The organism is Halomonas sp. OfavH-34-E (assembly GCF_024124525.1).
GTDB classification, from domain to species: domain Bacteria; phylum Pseudomonadota; class Gammaproteobacteria; order Pseudomonadales; family Halomonadaceae; genus Halomonas; species Halomonas litopenaei.
In genome coordinates this window covers 135,547-154,495 of record NZ_JAMXRY010000005.1, presented here as the reverse complement: position 1 = coordinate 154,495, position 18,949 = coordinate 135,547, and the positions used below count along the sequence as shown (strand labels likewise).

The 18,949-nt window shown below is 62.6% G+C and carries 15 protein-coding genes; 5 read left to right on the top strand and 10 right to left on the bottom strand.

Annotated features, from left to right (window positions below; genetic code table 11):
- The 7 genes from NH448_RS04015 to NH448_RS03985 all read right to left on the bottom strand — a co-directional run.
- Window positions 1-402 (bottom strand): substrate-binding domain-containing protein (locus NH448_RS04015; RefSeq protein ID WP_253028422.1); only part of this gene is annotated, 402 nt, incomplete at its 3' end.
- Window positions 403-448: 46 nt separating this feature from the next.
- Window positions 449-1,171, bottom strand: a complete 723-nt coding sequence (locus NH448_RS04010) for a GntR family transcriptional regulator (RefSeq protein WP_045994095.1) — start codon at window positions 1,169-1,171, stop codon at window positions 449-451.
- 162 nt (window positions 1,172-1,333) lie between these two features.
- Complete coding sequence (pyk, locus tag NH448_RS04005) at window positions 1,334-2,809, bottom strand: pyruvate kinase (RefSeq protein ID WP_045994096.1); 1,476 nt, start codon at window positions 2,807-2,809, stop codon at window positions 1,334-1,336.
- Window positions 2,810-3,390: 581 nt separating this feature from the next.
- Window positions 3,391-4,302, bottom strand: coding sequence for a 2-hydroxy-3-oxopropionate reductase (locus NH448_RS04000; RefSeq protein ID WP_331281210.1), 912 nt, complete (start codon window positions 4,300-4,302; stop codon window positions 3,391-3,393).
- A 19-nt stretch (window positions 4,303-4,321) separates the two neighbouring features.
- Entirely contained in the window at window positions 4,322-5,101 is a 780-nt protein-coding gene (hyi, locus tag NH448_RS03995) for a hydroxypyruvate isomerase (protein ID WP_045994098.1), read from the bottom strand.
- Between the two features lie 83 nt (window positions 5,102-5,184).
- On the bottom strand, window positions 5,185-6,960 hold the full coding sequence (gene gcl, locus NH448_RS03990; protein WP_045994099.1) for a glyoxylate carboligase: 1,776 nt from the start codon (window positions 6,958-6,960) through the stop codon (window positions 5,185-5,187).
- Window positions 6,961-7,321: 361 nt separating this feature from the next.
- On the bottom strand, window positions 7,322-7,630 hold the full coding sequence (locus NH448_RS03985; protein ID WP_253028421.1) for a hypothetical protein: 309 nt from the start codon (window positions 7,628-7,630) through the stop codon (window positions 7,322-7,324).
- A 1-nt stretch (window position 7,631) separates the two neighbouring features.
- Between NH448_RS03985 and NH448_RS03980 the strand changes: the two genes are divergently transcribed.
- Window positions 7,632-9,686, top strand: a complete 2,055-nt coding sequence (locus NH448_RS03980; RefSeq protein WP_157033153.1) for an EAL domain-containing protein — start codon at window positions 7,632-7,634, stop codon at window positions 9,684-9,686.
- Window positions 9,687-9,753: 67 nt separating this feature from the next.
- On the opposite strand, the gene NH448_RS03975 is transcribed toward NH448_RS03980, so the two are convergent.
- The 3 genes from NH448_RS03975 to puuE all read right to left on the bottom strand — a co-directional run bounded on the left by NH448_RS03975 (window position 9,754) and on the right by puuE (window position 12,186).
- Window positions 9,754-10,596 (bottom strand): bifunctional allantoicase/(S)-ureidoglycine aminohydrolase, encoded by an 843-nt coding sequence (locus NH448_RS03975; RefSeq protein ID WP_045995186.1) that lies wholly within the window; start codon window positions 10,594-10,596, stop codon window positions 9,754-9,756.
- A gap of 79 nt (window positions 10,597-10,675) precedes the next feature.
- The gene (locus NH448_RS03970) at window positions 10,676-11,167 is read right to left on the bottom strand and encodes an ureidoglycolate lyase (protein WP_045995185.1); all 492 of its coding nucleotides are present in this window, start codon (window positions 11,165-11,167) and stop codon (window positions 10,676-10,678) included.
- Between the two features lie 77 nt (window positions 11,168-11,244).
- The gene (puuE, locus tag NH448_RS03965; protein ID WP_045995184.1) at window positions 11,245-12,186 is read right to left on the bottom strand and encodes an allantoinase PuuE; all 942 of its coding nucleotides are present in this window, start codon (window positions 12,184-12,186) and stop codon (window positions 11,245-11,247) included.
- A 759-nt stretch (window positions 12,187-12,945) separates the two neighbouring features.
- On the opposite strand from puuE, the gene NH448_RS03960 reads away from it, so the two are divergent.
- The 4 genes from NH448_RS03960 (at window position 12,946) to NH448_RS03945 (ending at window position 18,691) form a co-directional block, all read left to right on the top strand.
- Entirely contained in the window at window positions 12,946-13,704 is a 759-nt protein-coding gene (locus tag NH448_RS03960; protein WP_045995183.1) for an aspartate/glutamate racemase family protein, read from the top strand.
- A gap of 71 nt (window positions 13,705-13,775) precedes the next feature.
- Complete coding sequence (locus NH448_RS03955) at window positions 13,776-15,137, top strand: NCS1 family transporter (RefSeq protein ID WP_108132433.1); 1,362 nt, start codon at window positions 13,776-13,778, stop codon at window positions 15,135-15,137.
- Window positions 15,138-15,224: 87 nt separating this feature from the next.
- Window positions 15,225-16,676, top strand: coding sequence for an NCS1 family nucleobase:cation symporter-1 (locus NH448_RS03950; RefSeq protein WP_045995181.1), 1,452 nt, complete (start codon window positions 15,225-15,227; stop codon window positions 16,674-16,676).
- A gap of 416 nt (window positions 16,677-17,092) precedes the next feature.
- Window positions 17,093-18,691: an inorganic phosphate transporter gene (locus NH448_RS03945; RefSeq protein WP_045995036.1), complete on the top strand. Its 1,599-nt coding sequence runs from the start codon at window positions 17,093-17,095 to the stop codon at window positions 18,689-18,691.
- The last annotated feature ends 258 nt before the right edge of the window (window positions 18,692-18,949 follow it).

Sequence of the window (18,949 nt, the reverse complement as noted above, 5' to 3'; positions counted from 1 at the left end):
CTCGCGCACCGCCTCAAGCGGTGCGTCCTGCGGCGGCAGCGGTCGGCCGTCACGCTGCAGCCAGACCAGCCGGCCCTGGGCATAGTCGACGCCCTCGCCCTGGGTCAGCCCGGCCTGCTCGAGGGCCCGGGCGCGGCGCTCGTCCGCCGACAGAAACAACGCGAAGGGCGCCCCCTGTTCGATCTGGCGCTGAAGATTGCCCGAGGCGCCGAAGGTGACGCTGAGGTCGATGTCGCCATCCTTGCTGGCGTCGCTGTCGCTCGTCTTGAAGCGCTCGATCAAGGAGGGCATCGCGAGCTGTAGCGAAGACGCCGCCGCGACGTGAACCCGGTCGGCCACGGCGGACATCGGTGCAAGTCCGAGAGACAGGCCAAGGAGAAGGATCGACAAGGGAAAACGCATGATCAACACGGCTCGCGGCGGCAATCAGGAAGAAAGGAGTCTCGCCTCAACCCTCGCCGCCCAGGATCGACTTGAGGTCGATACGGCTGTCCCGTGGTCCCAGGTCGAGAAGGCCCATCAGGCTGTCGAGGTGATGCTCGATGTCGTTGCGACTGGCTGCGGCGTCGCCACTGCGCAGGTGCTCGAGCAGACGGTGGTGATCGCCCTCGAGATAGCAGCTACCGAGCCCCTGGCGCTTGTACAGCGCGATGACGATCGAGGTGCGCAGGATCAGGTCGGTGAGCATGGTGCCCAGCACCCGGTTGGGAGAATGCTCCGCCAGCAGGTGGTGGATCGCCAGGGAATGTTCGATGCGTGAAGGCTCATCATTGGCGAGAAAGGCCTGACGCTCACGGTCGGCACGATCCTCGATCTGCAGCAGTACCGTCGATGGCAGCGTGCCGGCGGTCAGCGCCGCCAGCTCACCTTCCACCAGACGCCGGGCGGCAAAGGTCTGGCGGGTTTCGTCGACGTCCGGTGAGCGCACCCGCGCCACCTGATTGGGACGCTGGTCGACCACGTACTCGGAGGCCAGACGCGTCAGCGCCTTGCGCACCACCGAACGACTCACGCCGAACACCTCGCCCAGCGTCACCTCGGGCAGTCGAGTGCCCGGCGGCAGCCGCTGGGCCAACACGGCTCGGCGAACCTGGCGTACGATATCCCCATCGCTGATGCGTCCCCCGGCCTTGATCTCGGCCAGCACCTCCTGCTGCCAGGCGTTGCTCATTGCTGCCTACCCATCATCTTGGAAAGCTTGACCTTCTCACGTTTTCTGCCATTGCACCACATTCGGCGCATCATATGTATACACCAGTGGTGGCACCCCACAACGACCGCGCCCGATCCATTGGATCGGGCGCGGAACCTGTGCATCGGGCTGAGTGAAGGTTCAGCCAGCGACGTGACCGTCGTTGACGTCCAGGATCTTCAGGGTATTGGTGCCGCCGTGGGCGTTCATGTGGTCGCCGCGGGTCAGGATGACGTGGTCCCCCGGCACGGCCACGCCGTGGTTGACCAGACGCTCCAGGGCGCGGTCGTTGAGCTCGGAGGCGGACATTTCGCTGGTGTCGAAGGGCAGCGAGATGACCCCGCGATACAGCGCCATGCGCCGCTGGGCGATGGGGTTGTGGGCCAGCCCGACGATCGGCAGGCCCGAGCGGATGCGCGAGGCGATCAGCGGCGTATAACCGGTGGAGGTCATGCAGGCGATGGCGGCCACCCCCTCCAGATGGTTGGCGGCGTACATCGCCGACAGCGCGATGGTCTCGTCGATGCGCTCGAAGCCTTCGTGGATGCGGTGCCCGGACTCCTGGGCGATACGCTCGCGCTCGGCGCCCAGACAGACGCGATCCATGGCTTCGATGGTTTCCACCGGGTAGTCGCCGGCGGCGGTCTCGGCCGACAGCATCACCGCGTCGGTAGCGTCCAGCACCGCGTTGGCCACGTCGAACACCTCGGCCCGGGTGGGCAGCGGCGACTCGATCATCGACTCCATCATCTGGGTGGCGGTGATCACCGCGCGGTTATGGCTGCGGGCATGCTTGATGATGCGCTTCTGGGTACCGATCAGCTTCTCGTCACCGATCTCGACGCCCAGGTCACCACGCGCCACCATCACCGCCTCACTGGCCTCGATGATGCCATCCAGGGTTTCATCGGAGGCCACGGCCTCGGCGCGCTCGAGCTTGGCGACCAGGCCGATCTCGGCGCCGGCCTCGCCCAGCAGGCGACGCGCCTCCAGCATGTCCTCGGCGGTGCGCGGAAAGGACACGGCCAGATAGTCGACGCCGATATCGATGGCGGTCTTGAGGTCTTCCTTGTCCTTGTCGGTCAGTGCCGGCGCCGACAGGCCACCGCCCTGCTTGTTGATGCCCTTGTTGTTGGACAGCTTGCCGCCGACCACCACACGGGTATGGATCTGGCTGCCGTCGACGCGGTCCACGTCCAGCACCACGCGGCCATCGTCCAGCAACAGACGGTCGCCACCGGCCACGTCGTCGGCCAGTTCCTTGTAGTCGCAGCCGACCCGGGTGGCGTCGCCAGCCTGGGAATCCATCGACACATCGATGACGAAGTCAGCGCCTTCTTCCAGATTGACCGCCCCCTCGGCGAAGCGGGCGATGCGGATCTTGGGTCCCTGAAGATCCCCCAGCGCGGCCACACTGCGACCGAGTCGATCGGCGATGGTCCGGACCTCGTTCAGGCGGCGGCGATGGTCGTCGGCGCTGCCATGGGAAAAATTGAGGCGAACCACGTCAACGCCGGCACGCAGCATCTCCTCCAGGACCCCTTCACGATCACTGGCGGGCCCGAGGGTGGCAACGATCTTGGTACGACGTACGGGGGTATGCGGGAGTTGGCTCATGCTGTCCTCGACTGGTTCGAAAATGACGCAAGCAGGATAGGTGGAAGCCACTTCGATGGCATCCAGATCCGAATCCTGTAATTTTACTACAAAATGATCGCTGTAGCGACCACCACTAAAGGCCAAGATGCTGGTGCCACCACCTCTACGATGCGCCAAGGTTAGGCGCAACCTGATGATAGACAAGGATCATCACGGAATTCGAGCACGCCAATTCCAGCGCAGGAAAATTTGATCGCGGCCTGTAATTAAACTACAAAACTTTCGTGATAGCGGGGCTCGCCAGCAGTGATACCTGTTCAAGGCTGCCTTGCTCAAGAGGCTATCGCAATCCCTCTTTCCGTCGATACGAGAGAGATGCCCAGGAAGAAGGACAACGAGGGCTCAGGTCAGCATCGCCTGGCATCAAGCGTCGCCTGACAGCAAAAAGAGCTCACCGATGGGAAAAATGGGGGGGCCCATCGGCGAGCAAGGATCGCCTGCGCGATCCCGACGAGTGACGACCTCACACCCGCCGTTCAGGGAGCAGTCATCTCCCTGCCCGGCCCCCGGACCTTGCCGGCCCGAGGGCTCGAACCCGTCTACTGACCGATTTCGTGATCGGCCAGGGCCTCGAGGGCACGCACAATACCGGCGTGATCCCAGTCGCTGCCACCCAGGGCGGCACAGGACTGGAACAGTTGCTGAGCGTTGGCGGTACCCGGCAGCGCCAGATTGAGCCCTCGCGCTCCTTCCAGTGCCAGATTGAGATCCTTCTGATGCAGGCGAATACGAAAGCCAGGATCGAAGGTCCGCTGGATCATCCGCTCGCCGTGCACGTCGAGGATCTTCGACTGGGCCAGACCACCCAGCAGCGACTCACGCACCTTGGCCACGTCGGCACCTGCCTTGGAGGCGAACAGCAATCCCTCGGACACCGCCTCGATGGTCAACGCCACCACGATCTGGTTGGCCACCTTGCAGGTCTGCCCGGCCCCGTGACCGCCGATATGCGTGATGGTCTTGCCCATCACCTCCAACAGCGGCAAGGCACGCTTGAAGCCTTCCTCGGTGGCGCCCACCATGATCGTCAGGGCGGCATTGATGGCGCCCCCCTCGCCGCCGGATACCGGCGCGTCGACGTACTCGCCTCCGGCCTCGTGAATACGACGGGCAAATTCCTGGGTCGCCAGGGGCGCGATCGAGCTCATGTCGATCACCAGAGTGCCGGGCTTGAGCCCTTCGATCACGCCGTCTTCGCCGAACAGCACGTCTTCGACATCCGGGGTGTCGGGGACCATGGTGATGATCACCTCGCTGGCCTCGGCCACGGCCCTGGGGCTTGCGACCTCACTGAGCCCCTTTTCCGCCAGGGTCGCGTCGAGCTTGCCGCGCTTGACGCTGACCAGCTCATGCCCGGCATCCAGCAGATGTCCCGCCATGGGACGCCCCATGATGCCCAATCCGATAAAACCGATCTTGCTCATTGTGATTCTCCTTGCCTGATATTTCAGGGGGTTACGAATATCGGGATCACGCCCTGGCCTGGTCGAACCAGCCCAGGCCTTCCTGGGTGGTCGTGGCCGGCTTGTACTCGCAGCCGATCCAGCCCTGATAGCCGATCCGGTCGAGGTGGGCGAACAGGAAGGGATAGTGGATCTCGCCACTGCCCGGCTCGTGACGTCCGGGGTTGTCCGCCAGCTGCACGTGGGCGATGCGTGCGAGATGACGCTCCATCGTCGGCGCCAGATCCCCTTCCATGATCTGCATGTGATAGATGTCGTACTGCAGCTTCAGATTGTCGCTGCCCACCTCATCGAACAGCGCCAGCGCCTGTTCGGTGCGATGGAGAAAGAAGCCCGGGATGTCACGGGTATTGATCGGCTCGGCCAGCAGCACGATACCGGCGTCGGCCAGGCGTTCGGCGGCGTAGCGCAGGTTGTCGACCAGCGTACGGTGAGCCTCGTCCTGACTGACGCCCTGGGGCACGATGCCGGCCAGACAGTTGACCTGACCGCAGCCCAGGGCGGTGGCGTACTCAATCGCGGTGTCGACGCCGGCACGAAACTCTTCGACGCGATCCGGGTGGCAGGCGATACCGCGCTCTCCGGCGGCCCAGTCGCCGGCCGGCAGGTTGTGCAGCACCTGGGTCAGGCCATGGGCGTCGAGCCGCGCCTTGATCTCCTCGGCGGGATGGTCATAGGGAAAGAGGTACTCGACACCCTGGAAGCCGGCCTTGGCGGCGGCCTCGAAGCGATCGAGAAAGTCCACTTCGGTGAACAGCATGCTCAGGTTGGCGGCAAACTTGGCCATGAAAATCTCCTGTTGCGCGTAAGACACTTCGTCGATCGACGACCGCCAGACCACGGCGGCCGTCGCTCTCAGTTAGAGCTGAATCAGGTCAGAGCAGCGATGGAACTCGGTGCATCCTCGAGGTTCTCGGCCAGCGCCTCGAACTCGTTGATACCGGTCAGGTCGGTGCCCATGGCGATATTGGTGACCCGCTCGAGGATGACCTCGACCACTACCGGTACCCGGTGCTGGCGGGCCATCTCGCGGGCCTGCTCCAGCGCCGGCGCAATGTCATCGGGCCGGCTGACCCTGAGCGCCTTGCAGCCCAGTCCCTCCACCACCGACACATGGTCGACGCCGTAGCCGTCGATCTCCTCGCAGTTGATGTTCTCGAAGGCGAGCTGCACGCAGTAGTCCATGTCGAAGCCGCGCTGGGCCTGGCGAATCAGGCCGAGATAGGCGTTGTTCACCAGCACGTGGACGTAGGGCAGTTTGAACTGGGCGCCCACCGCCAGCTCCTCGATCATGAACTGGAAGTCATAGTCTCCCGACAGCGCCACCACCTCGGCCTCGGGATCCGCCCGGCAGACACCGAGGGCGGCAGGAATGGTCCAGCCCAGGGGGCCAGCCTGACCGCAGTTGATCCAGTGGCGTGGCCGATAGACGTGCAGGAACTGGGCACCGGCGATCTGTGACAGGCCAATGGTGCTGATGTAGCGGGCGTTGCGGCCGAAGACCTTGTTCATCTCCTCGTAGACCCGCTGGGGCTTCACCGGCACATCGTCGAAGTGGGTCTTGCGCAGCATGGTGCGCTTGCGCTCCTGACAGGACTCGGCCCAGCCGCTGCGATCCTTGAGCCGCCCCTGTTCACGCCACTCGCGGGCCACCTCGACCATCGTCTCGAGCGCCGCCTTGGCGTCGGAAACGATACCGTAGTCGGGGCCGAAGATACGCCCGATCTGGGTCGGCTCGATATCGATATGCACGAAGGTGCGGCCTTCGGTGTAGGTCTCGAGATTGCCGGTGTGACGGTTGGCCCAGCGGTTGCCGATCCCCATCACGAAGTCCGACTCGAGCAGTGTCGCGTTGCCGTAGCGGTGGGAGGTCTGAAGCCCCACCATGCCCGCCATCAGCGGGTGATCGTCCGGCACCGCGCCCCAGCCCATCAGGGTCGGAATCACCGGCACTCCGAGCAGCTCGGCCAGGGTCTGAAGCTCGCCGGCGGCGTCGGCGTTGATGATGCCTCCTCCCGCCACCAGCAAGGGGCGCTCTGCCTCATTGAGCATACCCAGGGCCTTTTCGCACTGGGCACGGCTGGCCCGCGGCTTGTAGGCCGCCAGGGGCTCATAGGCGTCTACATCGAACTCGATCTCGGTCAACTGGACGTCGATGGGCAGATCGATCAGCACCGGCCCCGGACGCGAGGAACGCATGATCTGGAAGGCCTGCTGGAAGGCGTGCGGCACCTGGGCCGCCTCCCGCACGGTGATCGCCCACTTGGTCACGGGCCCGGCGATGGCCTGGATATCCACCGCCTGGAAGTCTTCCTTGTGCAGCTTGCTGACCGGGGCCTGACCGGTGATGCAGAGGATCGGTATGGAGTCGGCGCTGGCGGAGTAGAGCCCGGTGATCATGTCGGTCCCGGCAGGCCCGGAGGTGCCGATGCAGACCCCGATATTGCCGGCCTTGGTGCGGGTATAGCCTTCAGCCATGTGGGAGGCGCCCTCGACATGGCGCGCCAGCACATGGTCGATCCCGCCGACGCGTCGCATCGACGAATAGAAGGGGTTGATCGCGGCCCCGGGCACGCCGAAGGCCACCTCGATACCTTCCTTGATGAGTACGTGAACAGCGGCGTCGGCAGCAGTCATGCGAGTCATGATGCATCTCCTGAGTTATCTATTATTGTATACATTTTTGCACTGCAACATTATACGGAAATGATTTTTTGGAATTTCTTTCCATTATTTCTAGCAGCCAGACAAGCACCCCGCAAACAATTTTGGAAATTTTTTCCATCAAGCTGTTGGCGTCAGCAAACTTGCATCGGCAAGTCCCTGAAACAACGAGTGATCGGTGAGATGTGCCGTAGCGGGCGTCGCCCATCGGGGAGAATCGCGCGACAACTGGCGGTCGCGCGGACAAAGAAAGGTTCGAAAGCACGGCGCCGTGCTTTCGAACCAGAGAAAACGTCAAGACAAGAGTGAGCGGAACAGCAACACTCACCCGCACAGCAACGGGCTATACTCGATAAACTGTGCGGTCTAAAGCACGACAGGCCGCCGGATTGGCGGGCACCCGCCCTATTCGCCTCTGATGACCAGAAGGGAAGGCAACCTTGCCCAGCGGTTCACGGTGCGCCAGCCAATGACGCTCTTGCTCTTGCTCTTGCTCTTGCTCTTGCTCTTGCTCTTGCTCTTGCTCTTGCTCTTGCTCTTGCTCTTGCTCTTGCTCTTGCTCTTGCTCTTGCTCTTGCTCTTGCCCCTGCCCCGCTCTCCTGCGCGCAAGCGTCACCGGGCGCTCGAGATCGACTGCCACGGTGATCGACACGATGGCCAACTTTCGCGATATCGATGAGCGCTTGTCCAGCCTGTCGGCGCATCGCACCCTGCTGGCCATTCGCAACGCCTATCTGTCGATCCTGCCCTACGTCATCGTGATGGCAGCGGTGACCGTGGCCGCCAATCTGTTTCACTTCGCTGGCATCGACACCGGCATCGCCGTCTATGTCAGCCACCTGGCACGCTATCTCGGAGAGCTGTTTCCCGAAGTGATCCTGCTGTCGTTGAGCTGGTCACTGAACAGCCACAACCGTATCCGAGCGCCGGCCGTCATGCTGGTGTCGCTGCCGGTGTTCTGGATCCTGTGTGGCTGGGACCAGCTCTACGCCGAAGTCGGCCAGCAGACCCGCAGCCTGGGGTCGACCATCGCCATCTACCCCGCGATCCTGCTGACCCACACCACCTTCAAGCTGTTCGCCCGGGAGAACACCCGGAGCCATCCCCAGCGAGTGGTCATGAGCCAGATGATCACCTTCAACCTGCGCTACGTGCTGCCTGGCGTGATCGCGGTAATGCTGGCCATCGTGCTGCGCTTTGTCTTCGTCGCCCTCGCCGATCGCTACGCCCAGGACATCTATGCGCTGCTGGTCGACCGTATTCCCTATCACCTGGAGGTCATCCTGTTCGTGATGTTTCTGCAGGTGCTGTCGCTGTTCGCCATCCACGGCTACGCCACCATGCTGGGGGTGTTCGAATACCTGCAGAACAAGAGCGACGTGCTGGGGCTGCCTTCGCCGGAATTCTTCACCCTCTACGCCACCCCGGGTGGGGCGGGCTCGGTGTTGTGCCTGATGCTGGTGATGCTGGTGGTGAGTTCGCGCCGGGAGTACAAGTCGCTGGCGCGCATCTCCGCCCCGCTGACCTTGTTCAACATCAGCGAGACTCTGGTCTTTGGCATACCGCTGGTGTTCAACCTGCGTATGGCCTGGGCCTTTATCTCGGTGCCGACGATCAATGCCAGCCTGGCCTACGCCGCCATGTCCATGGGCTGGGTGGCGCCGCCACCCAACAGCGTCCACTGGGCGGTGCCTTATCTGATCTCGAGCTACCTGGCCTTCGACGGCGTCTACCTGCCATCGATGCTGCTGCAACTGACCTGTATCGGCTGCGGGGTGCTGATATACAGCGTGGCGTGGCGCCGCTATGTTCACCGCGAGCGCTCCAGCAAGGACGAATACCCGGTCTTTCCCTCGCGCAATGCAAGTGACTCGGCGTTTGGCGATGACGCCCTGGATATTGTGCTGATGGAAGAGAACGTCAGCCGCTGGAGTCGTATCAAGCAGGCAGACCGAACCCTGAAATGGCTGAACGAAGGCCAGCTCGAACTGGTCTTCCAGCCCATCGTCGACGTCAGCACTCACCGCATCAAGCACATCGAGGCTCTGCTGCGCTATCGCGATGCCCAGGGCCTGCTGCATCCCCCGCAGTTTCTGGACGTGCTGCGCCACCACCCCGGCGTCATGGAAGGCATCGAATGCTGGGTGATAAGGACTGCCGCTCACCATGTGCGGCAGTGGAATGAGGCAGGGTTTTCCAAGCGTCTGTTCATCAACGTGACGCCGCTGTTCTTTTCCAGCGGCAACGTCCGGCGATGCTTCTTCAATGCGCTCAACGATTGCCCGGTCAACTCGCTGGGCATCGAGATCACCGAACAGGCCCTGCTCGAGGACCTTCCCCGAACGCTTTCCGATATCAAGCTGTTTCAATCCATGGACGTCCAGTTCGCACTGGATGACTTCGGCAGCGGGTACTCCTCCTTCAACTACCTGAGCCAGCTTGGCGTGGACTTCATCAAGCTGGACAAGACGCTGATCGACAATATCCACCTGCCCCGCCAGGCCAGTGTCGTCGAATCGGTGTACCAGTTGTGCCGGCACTTGAGCCTGCAGGTCATCTGTGAGGGCGTGGACAAGGACGCCAAGGAGGCTCGCCTCGAGCGGATCGGCGTCACCCTGATGCAGGGCTTCCTGCTCTACCGCCCGATGGAGGCCCCCGCGCTGGAAACCCTGCTGCGCCAGGAGCAGCACGCAGCAGGTTCCCTATAAGGGGCGAGAGGGGGGCGGGGTCAGGGGCCTCGATCGAGCTCGCTTTCCGGGTCGAGGCCCTGGTCGCTCAGTCCAGCGTCGGCAGCTTCATGTGCCGATTGACGTCCTTGTACAGCAGGTAGCGGAACGGACCGGGACCACCGGCGTAGCATGCCTGCGGGCAGAAGGCGCGCAGCCACATGTAGTCTCCCGCCTCGACCTCGACCCACTGCTGGTTGAGGTGGTACACCGCCTTGCCCTCGAGCACATAGAGGCCGTGCTCCATGACATGGGTCTCGTCGAAGGGAATCACTCCGCCGGGCTGGAAGGTCACCACCGTCACATGCATATCGTGACGCATGTCGTCGGGATCGACGAAGCGGGTGGTCGCCCACACCTCGTTGCAATCCGGCATCACCGTCGGCGCGATATCGTTCTCGTTGGTGACGATGGGCTCGGGAAGATCGATACCGTCGACGCGTTCGTAGGCCTTGCGTATCCAGTGGAAACGCACGGCTTCCTTGCTGCGATTGTGCACCTGCCAGTCGCTGCCGGGAGGGATAAAGGCGTAGCCGCCGGGCACCATCACGTGCACCTGGCCCGCCAGGGTCAGCTCAAGCTCACCCTCGACAACAAACAGCACGCCTTCCGCCTGAGGGTTGGGCTCCGGACGTTCACTGCCGCCCTCCGGGCCGACTTCCATGATGTACTGAGAGAAGGTTTCGGCGAAGCCCGACAGCGGCCGTGACAGCACCCACAGCCGGGTGTTGTGCCAATGGGGCAGCTTGCTGGTGACGATGTCCCGATAGACGCCCTTGGGGATCACCGCGAAGGCTTCGGTGAACATCGCCCTGTCGGTGGTCATCACCTTCTGGTCCGGATGCCCACCGCGGGGCGCATAGTAGTGTCGTGTCGGTTGGGAAGCGCTCATTGAAAAATCCTTGTTGTTGGCCCATATGCCATGCAGCTGTATCGCTAAGCCGTGTCTTTCGCCCGGTCGACGGGGCTCGTCACTCACCCAGGGTGACGCGAATCTCGAGGGGGTATTCATCGCAATTGTTGCCGTCACCACCGCGATCGACGACGAGAAACTCGCCTTCACGCTCCAGCACGGACTGGATGGCGTGCCAGGTACCGGCGCGGTAGTTGACGCCCTGGCGGCCGTCGGTGACGAAGGCACGGACCTCGGCAGGGTCGATGCTATCGCCGGCCGGAGCCACCACGATGATGAAGCGTTCCTCATGCAGCGGCATGAAGGCCTGGCTGCCGAGAGGATGGCGCTCCAGAAAGGACAGCGTCAGCGGCAACTCGATGGGCTGGCTGACGAACAGGCTGATCATCGGCCGCGCGTTGTCGCCCAGGGTCTCGATCGGCACCAGATCATGGTGGCGCTGGGTGCGACCAGCATTGATCGGAAAGGAGGCGGAGTTGCGCGCGTCGATGACCTCGCCAAAGGGGGCGAAGGCCTCCGCCGTCAGGGGATGTGCGGTCAATTCGAGCATGGTATTTCCTGAAGTACGGGCGAGAAAGGGCTCCCCGAGGCGGTCGACACTCGGGGAGATCAGGGCGATGGCTTGCGTCAGCCGATCGGCGCCGGCGTCGGCGCGGGAAACTGCTCCGCCCAGTGGCGGGCAATATCGATCCGCCGGGTAACCCAGACCCGATCGTGGGCCTCGATATGGTCGAGAAAGCGCTGCAAGGCGCGAAAACGTCCCGGACGGCCAATCAAGCGGCAGTGCAGGCCCACCGACAGCATCTTGGGAGAGTCCTCGCCCTCGGCGTAGAGCACATCGAAGGCATCACGCAGATAGGTGAAGAAGTGATCGGCAGTGTTGAAGCCCTGGGGCGCGGCGAAGCGCATGTCATTGCTGTCCAGGGTATAGGGCACCACCAGATGCGGATGGTGCTGGCCCTGGCTGTCGGCCTCGCAGGTCCAGAACGGCAGGTCGTCGCCGTAGTAGTCGCTGTCGTAGAGGAAACCGCCTTCATCGAGTATCAGCCGCCGCGTGTTGGGGCTGTCGCGGCCGGTGTACCAACCCTGAGGACGCTCGCCGTAGAGCCGCTCGAAGATCTCGATGGCCTTGCGCATGTGCTCCCGCTCGACCTTCTCCGAGACCTGCTGGTAGTGGATCCAGCGATAGCCATGACAGGCGATCTCGTGCCCCAGCTCCTTGAAGGCGTGGGCCAGTTCAGGGTGGCGTTCCAGCGCCATGGCGACTCCGAATACCGTCAACGGCAGCCCCCGCCGCTCGAATTCCCGCAGCACTCGCCAGACCCCGGCACGGGAGCCGTACTCGTAGATCGACTCCATGCTCAGATGGCGATCGGGATAGCTGTCGGCACCGATGATCTCGGACAGAAACTGCTCGGAGCCCGCATCACCATGGAGTACACAGTTCTCGCCGCCCTCTTCGTAGTTGAGCACGAACTGCACGGCGATCCTGGCCTTGCCTGGCCAGTTGGCATGGGGAGGCGTGCGACCATAGCCGATCAGATCACGCGGATAGGATGTTGTTGTCATGGGTAGCTTCTCCTGAAAGTCGGGCGATGGCCGGGGCCACCACTGCCGTGCGAGCGTGCAAGTACATAGGCGACAGAGCAAGGTGGCGTACCTGCGGTCCCGGGCGCCTGCGGTTGAATGGTCAGCTGAAACACGGTTTCTGGAACCTGGTGCTCGGGTCGTGGTGGCAGGCACACGGGACCAGGCGCTTTTAGCCAGACACATGAGCAACGACGCCTGGAGCTCCCTGAACAGCGCGCTTCAGCCGATCGTTTCAACGAGGCACTTCCGCTGAACGCTACCCTCCGGGCGCAGCATTTGCGCCTGTCTTCGCGCGCCGTGCGTGACGTCACCGCACGCCATTATGTATACAAACTAAAAATAGACTGTACTCACTTTCTTGGCAACACCTTCATCGATCCCCTACCAGGGGAAAAAGGCACATCGTACTTCGCCGCAGAACTCGCCGCGAAGCAACGCCCACGCCCTCCCCTCACTGCCCATACCGTTCATGACGACAGGCCGCATGAAGTCCATGCACGAAGAACTGTATACAACAATAACCATTATATTGTACTGACTATATCGATAACCCAGTATTCACTTACAGTTCACACTCCTCATGATCGTGACCCTCGCACCACAAAAATACTCAATACACTGTTTTTTAAGGCGTTTCCCCGCCAACCGCGTTCGACCAATTCAGCCCTTGATGCGTATCCGATATCGATCTATTTTGTGTACAAAGACATTGATTCCTCGTCCACGAAGGATACAGGCATGCATCTCCACCTGATCAACCCCAACACCACCGCCGGCATGACCGAGACGATTCGCCTCGCCGGCAGTGCCATCGCCGCGCCAGGCACGCGCATCACCGCCTCCCAGCCGGTCAGTGGCCCGGTTTCCATCGAGGGCCATTTCGATGAGGCGATCAGCGCCGTGGGCGTGGTCGAGGAGGTCCTGCGCATGGACAGGAAAGCCCAGGTCGATGCCTACGTGGTGGCCTGCTTCGGCGACCCGGGCTTGTTGGCGGCGCGAGAAGCCACCCGTGCACCGGTGATCGGCATCGCCGAAGCGGCCTTCCATATGGCCAGCCTGATCAGCACGCGCTTCTCGGTGGTGACCACCCTGGGACGCACCGTGATCATCGCCGAGCACCTGCTCGACCAGTACGGTTTCCGTCACCAGTGTCGCCGAGTGCGTGCCGCCGAGATCCCGGTGCTGGACCTTGAAGACGATAGCGACTGCGCGCTCGACAAGATCATCGAGGAGAGCCGTCGTGCCAGGGACGAGGACGGCATCGGCGCCATCGTGCTGGGCTGCGGCGGCATGGCCGATCTGACCGAAACCATCAGCCGCGAGGTGGGCCTGCCGGTGGTGGAAGGGGTGACGGCGGCGGTGAAGCTGAGCGAGGCACTGGTAGGGCTGGGCCTTGGCACCTGCAAGACCGGTGACCTCGCCTTTCCCCGACCCAAGGCTTTCAGTGGCACCTTCCAGCATCTGTCCCATCTGGATCTGGAGACCACCGGCCGCTGACCCCTTCCCTCTGCCCCCTGACCGCATGACAAGGCTTGACCCATAACAATCCACAACGAGCGAGGTCCAAGATGACCACTTCCACTTCCCGGCCAGGCGAGCCCCAGGGCGTCGCCGAGGCCACCACCAAGAGCGTCGGCGACGAATCGCTGGCTCCCCAGAAGACCCGTATCATGGGGCGCACCTCCTACCTGCTGGCCTGGTTCGGTGGCTGCGTCTCGATCGGCACCTTCACCATGGGCTCCAGCGTGGTCGGCACCCTCAACCTGATCCAGGCCACGGTGGCCATCGCCATCGGCTGTTTCGTCATCGGCATCGCCCTGGCCATCAATGGCGCCGCGGGCTACAAGTACGGCATTCCCTTCATGGTCCAGGCGCGCAGCGCCTTCGGTTTCCAGGGCACTCGTCTGCCAGGACTGGTCAGGGCGGTGCCGGCCATCGTCTGGTACGGCTTTCAGAGCTGGATCGGAGCGGGCGCCCTGAACCTGGTGTCGGCCACCCTGTTCGGCTACGACAATCTGATCGTGTTCTTCATCGGCTTTCAGTTTCTGCAGATCGGCCTGTCGGTGCTCGGCTTCCAGGGCATCAAGTGGCTGGAGAACGTGGGTAGCGCCTTCATCCTGGCCTCGCTGGTCTATATGTTCTACAGCACCGTGGTCCGCTACGGCGATGCCCTGTCGGCCAACCTGTTGACCATGGAAGGCTCCTGGGGGCTGCCTTTCTGGGGTGCCACCATGCTGTTTCTGGGCATCTACTCGACCATGATGCTCAATGTCAGCGACTACTCCCGCGAGCACGTCAAGGGCACCGGGCCGGGTCTGTTGACCACCATCTACGCCATGTCGATCCTGCCGTGCACGCTGTTCATGGGGTTGATCGGCTACATGGTGTCCGAGGCCACCGGCGTGGCCGACCCGATCAAGGTCTTCGCCAACGCCGTGGACAACACTCCGCTGCTGATGACGACCCTGCTGTTCATCGCCTTCGCCCAGGTCACCACCAACGTGCTCAACAACGTGGTGCCGCCCACCTACGTGCTGATGGACACCTTCAAGATGAGCTTCCGCAAGGCGACGGTGGTCGTCGGCCTGCTGGCCTTCGCGACCTTTCCCTGGGAGCTGGTCAAGGACGAGTCTGCCGCCGGCCTGCAGGTGTTCGTGCAGACCTACTCCTCCTTCCTCGGCCCGATCTTCGCGGTGCTGGTGGTGGACTACTACCTGATTCGCCGCCGTACCCTGGATCTGGACAAGCTGTACGACGAGAACGGCCCTTACCGTGGCGTCAATCTGGCCGCCTTCATCGCCACCGCGGTGGGTGTCGTCGCCGCCTTCAGCATGCCCACGGTGTCCTGGTACGCAAGCCTGATCCCGGCGGGCCTCACCTACCTGCTGCTGATGCGCTACTGGAAGGGCTGCCAGCGCTTTACTCAGTAACACTACCTATCAGTACAGCTATCGACGGGGCCTCTGGCCTCGTCGTCTCCATGTCATTCCATCTCTCCAACAACAAGAGACACCTTTATGTCCCATGACGATCTAAGCCTCGATACCTCCCGGGTCGATCCGGACCTGTACAACGAGGACCTGGCCCCGCTGCCCCACGCTCGGCGCAACTGGGGCGCCTTCGAGATCTTCAACGTCTGGTCCAATGACATCCAGAGCCTGTTCGGCTACACCCTGGCCGCGTCGCTGTTTCTGTCCTACAACCTGAGCGGCTGGGCGGTGATGGCGGCGATCATCCTGGCCGGGGTGATCGTGATGTTTCTGGTCAATCTGACCGGTGCCCCCAGCGTGCGCTACGGCATCCCCTTCCCGGTCATGGTGCGGGCGAGCCTGGGCGTGCGCGGCTCCAACCTGCCGGCGCTGTTGCGCGCCCTGGTCGGGATCTTCTGGTACGGCGTGCAGACCTACTTCGCCTCCACCGCCGTCACCCTGATGATCACCGCCCTGATCGGTACCGACGGCGGGGCCGGCATGCTCGGTCTGTCACCGGTCGCCTGGCTGTCCTTCGTGCTGGTGTGGCTGTTTCAGATCGCGATCTTCTGGTCGGGGATCGAGCGTATCAAGCACTTCCTCAACTGGGCGGGGCCGCTGGTCTACGTGGTCATGGTAGCGCTGATGGTGGTGGTCTGGTGGCAGGCCGGCAGCGAGCTGCTGCCGGCGGTGGGCACCATCTTCTCGGCCAGCGGGGAAGGCGGTGGTGGCATCGGCGCCTTCGCTGCCGTGGTCGGTACCATGGTGGCCTACTTCGCCGCCGTGGTGATCAACTTCGGCGACTTCACCCGCTTCGTCAGAACCGAACGTCAGATGAAGCTTGGCAACCTGCTGGGGCTTCCCCTCAACGTCGCCTTCTTCTCCTTTATCGCGCTGATCATCACCGCCGGTACCCTGGTGCTGTTCGGCGAGGCCCTGACCAACCCCACCGATATCGTCGAACGGGTCGACGCCTTGCCGTTGACGCTGCTGGCGGCGGTCACCTTCTTCGCCGCCACCGTCGGCATCAACCTGGTGGCCAACTTCATTCCCCCGGCCTACGACCTGGCCAACCTCTTTCCCCGGGTGATCAGCTTCAAGGTCGGCGGCCTGATCACCGCCTGCGTGGCCTTTTTCGTCGGCGCGCTGTGGGTCTCGGTGATCAGCCAGATCGGCGTGCCCGGCTTCGTCAACGCCGTGGGTGCCATCGTCGCTCCGTTCTACGGCATCATCGTGGTCGACTTCTACCTGATCAAGGGCCGCCGACTCGACGTCCAGGCGCTGTTCTCGTCCCGTGAAGGCGACGCCTACACCTACACCAACGGCTGGAACCTGCGCGCCGTGGTGGCCTTTGCGCTGGCCGCGATCTTTTCGCTGGCGACGGTAGTGGTGCCGGCCCTGCAAGGACTGGCCGGCTTCGGCTGGATGATGGGGGCAGCACTCGGTGGCGCCATCTACTACGCGCTGATGCGCCAGCACAAGCAGGTGGTGACGGCCTGATGGGAGCCAAGACGGCAGACCATCACTGGCCCTGCTGAGCCGCCGTCGTACTGCCAGTCCGTACGACTAAGCCACAGCACTACAGGGCCGCACTACAGGGCCGCACTACAGGGCCGCACTACAGGGCCGCACTACAGGGCCGCACTACAGGGCCGCACTACAGGGCCGCACTACAGGGCCGCAGCTAGCCTACCGTCGTCAGGCGGTAGGCTAGCTGCGAAAGGTGGGTACGAAAAGTCTTTCAAGTCTCGCGCCATCACCTACACCTTCACCCTATTTGCGCGCAAAACAGCGCAAAAAACGCGATAGAGTATAGTGCTCCATCACATTGCAACAAATCCGTAAAGCGCCCCCTCCATCGTCGTCCTCTTCCCGCCGTCCATCTTCTTCAGGCCGGCCCAACATGAGGACATCCAATGACAACACCCAGTCATTCCGTATCGACATCGTCGGGATTCAGGCCTTCCGGCCTCAGCCTGGCCTTCGCCGTGCTGCTGTTTGCCACCGTCGGCTACTTTCTGTTCTGGGGGTCTGGCTACACTCAGGGCCATTTTCCCCTGGTCTTTGGACTGGCCACCCTGTTCGGGGTGTTCATGGCCTTCAATATTGGTGGCAATGATGTCGCCAACTCCTTCGGCACCAGCGTCGGCGCCGGCACCCTTACCATCAAGCAGGCACTGCTGGTGGCAGCAGTGTTCGAGGTCAGCGGTGCGGTGATCGCCGGCGGCCAGGTCACCGACACCATTCGCAAGGGTATCGTCGACCTGTCCGGCTTTACTGTCGCGCCGATGGACTTCGTCTACATCATGATGTCGGCCTTGATCGCCGCCGCCCTGTGGCTGCTGTTCGCCAGCAAGAAAGGCTATCCGGTCTCCACCACCCACTCGATCATCGGCGCCATCGTCGGCTCCTCGCTGGTACTCGGCGCCTTGACTCCGGGCGTCCACAGCATGGAACTGGTGCAGTGGGACCAGATCTGGCAGATCGCGGTGTCCTGGGTGCTGTCGCCGGTACTGGGCGGTCTGGTCTCCTACGCCCTGTTCGGGCTGATCAAGAAGCACATCCTCAGCTACAACGACGAAGCCGAGAATCGCCTCAAGGAGATAAAGCGCCAGAAGTACGAGAACGACCGCCGCCACAAGGAGGCCTTCGAGCGACTCTCGGAAATCCAGAAGATCTCCTATACCCACGCCATGACACGTGATGTCCAGGCTTACCACGACCAGGACTACGAAAGCGCCGAGTTCGAGTCGGACTACTTCAAGGAGCTTTCGCGCATCGAGAAGCAGCGCGAAGATGTCGACGCCCACCGAGCCCTGCAGAACTGGGTACCGATGGTGGCCGCCGGTGGTGCCATGATCATTTCCGCCATGCTTCTGTTCAAGGGCTTCAAGCACCTGGAACTGGGTCTGACCACCCTCAACAACTACATGATCATGGGCATGATCGGGGCCGTCGTGTGGATGGCAACCTTCATCTTTGCCAAGACCCTCAAGGGCAACTCGCTGTCACGTTCCACCTTCCTGATGTTCAGCTGGATGCAGGTTTTCACCGCCGCCGGCTTCGCCTTCAGTCATGGTTCCAACGACATCGCCAACGCCATCGGTCCCTTCGCGGCCATCCTCGACGTACTGCGTAATGGTGCCATCGGCAGCGAGGCGGCGATTCCTCCGGTAGCCATGATCACCTTCGGGGTAGCGCTGATCGTCGGGCTCTGGTTTATCGGCAAGGAGGTGATCCAGACGGTGGGCCACAACCTGACGGCCATGCATCCGGCCTCGGGATTCGCCGCCGAACTGGCGGCTGCCGGAGTCGTCATGCTTGCCACGATCATGGGTCTTCCGGTCTCCAGTACGCACATTCTGATCGGCGCGGTGCTGGGGATTGGTCTGGTCAACCACCAGACCAACTGGACCCTGATGAAGCCGATCGGCCTTGCCTGGATCATTACGCTGCCGGCAGCAGGGGCCATCAGTGCGGTGTCCTTCGTGACGTTGCGCACAATCTTTGGCTAGGACTAGGGCTTGTCTGAAAAGTGCCTGCGCTCGGTAATACGGCGTTAAAAATCGGATCAACATGCTCATTTACACCCCGTAAACTGCGCTGTCTCACCGATTTTTGCCTTGTCTAACCTTCGCTCGTCGACTTTTCGGACAGCGCCTAGCCCTGGGTAAGGCTGTTGCGATTAAAGAAAGCGAGCTGTTTCAGGCCACGGCCATACGCAAGACGGCCCCGCTGACACCATGGCGTCAGCGGGGCCGAAACCTGTCAAA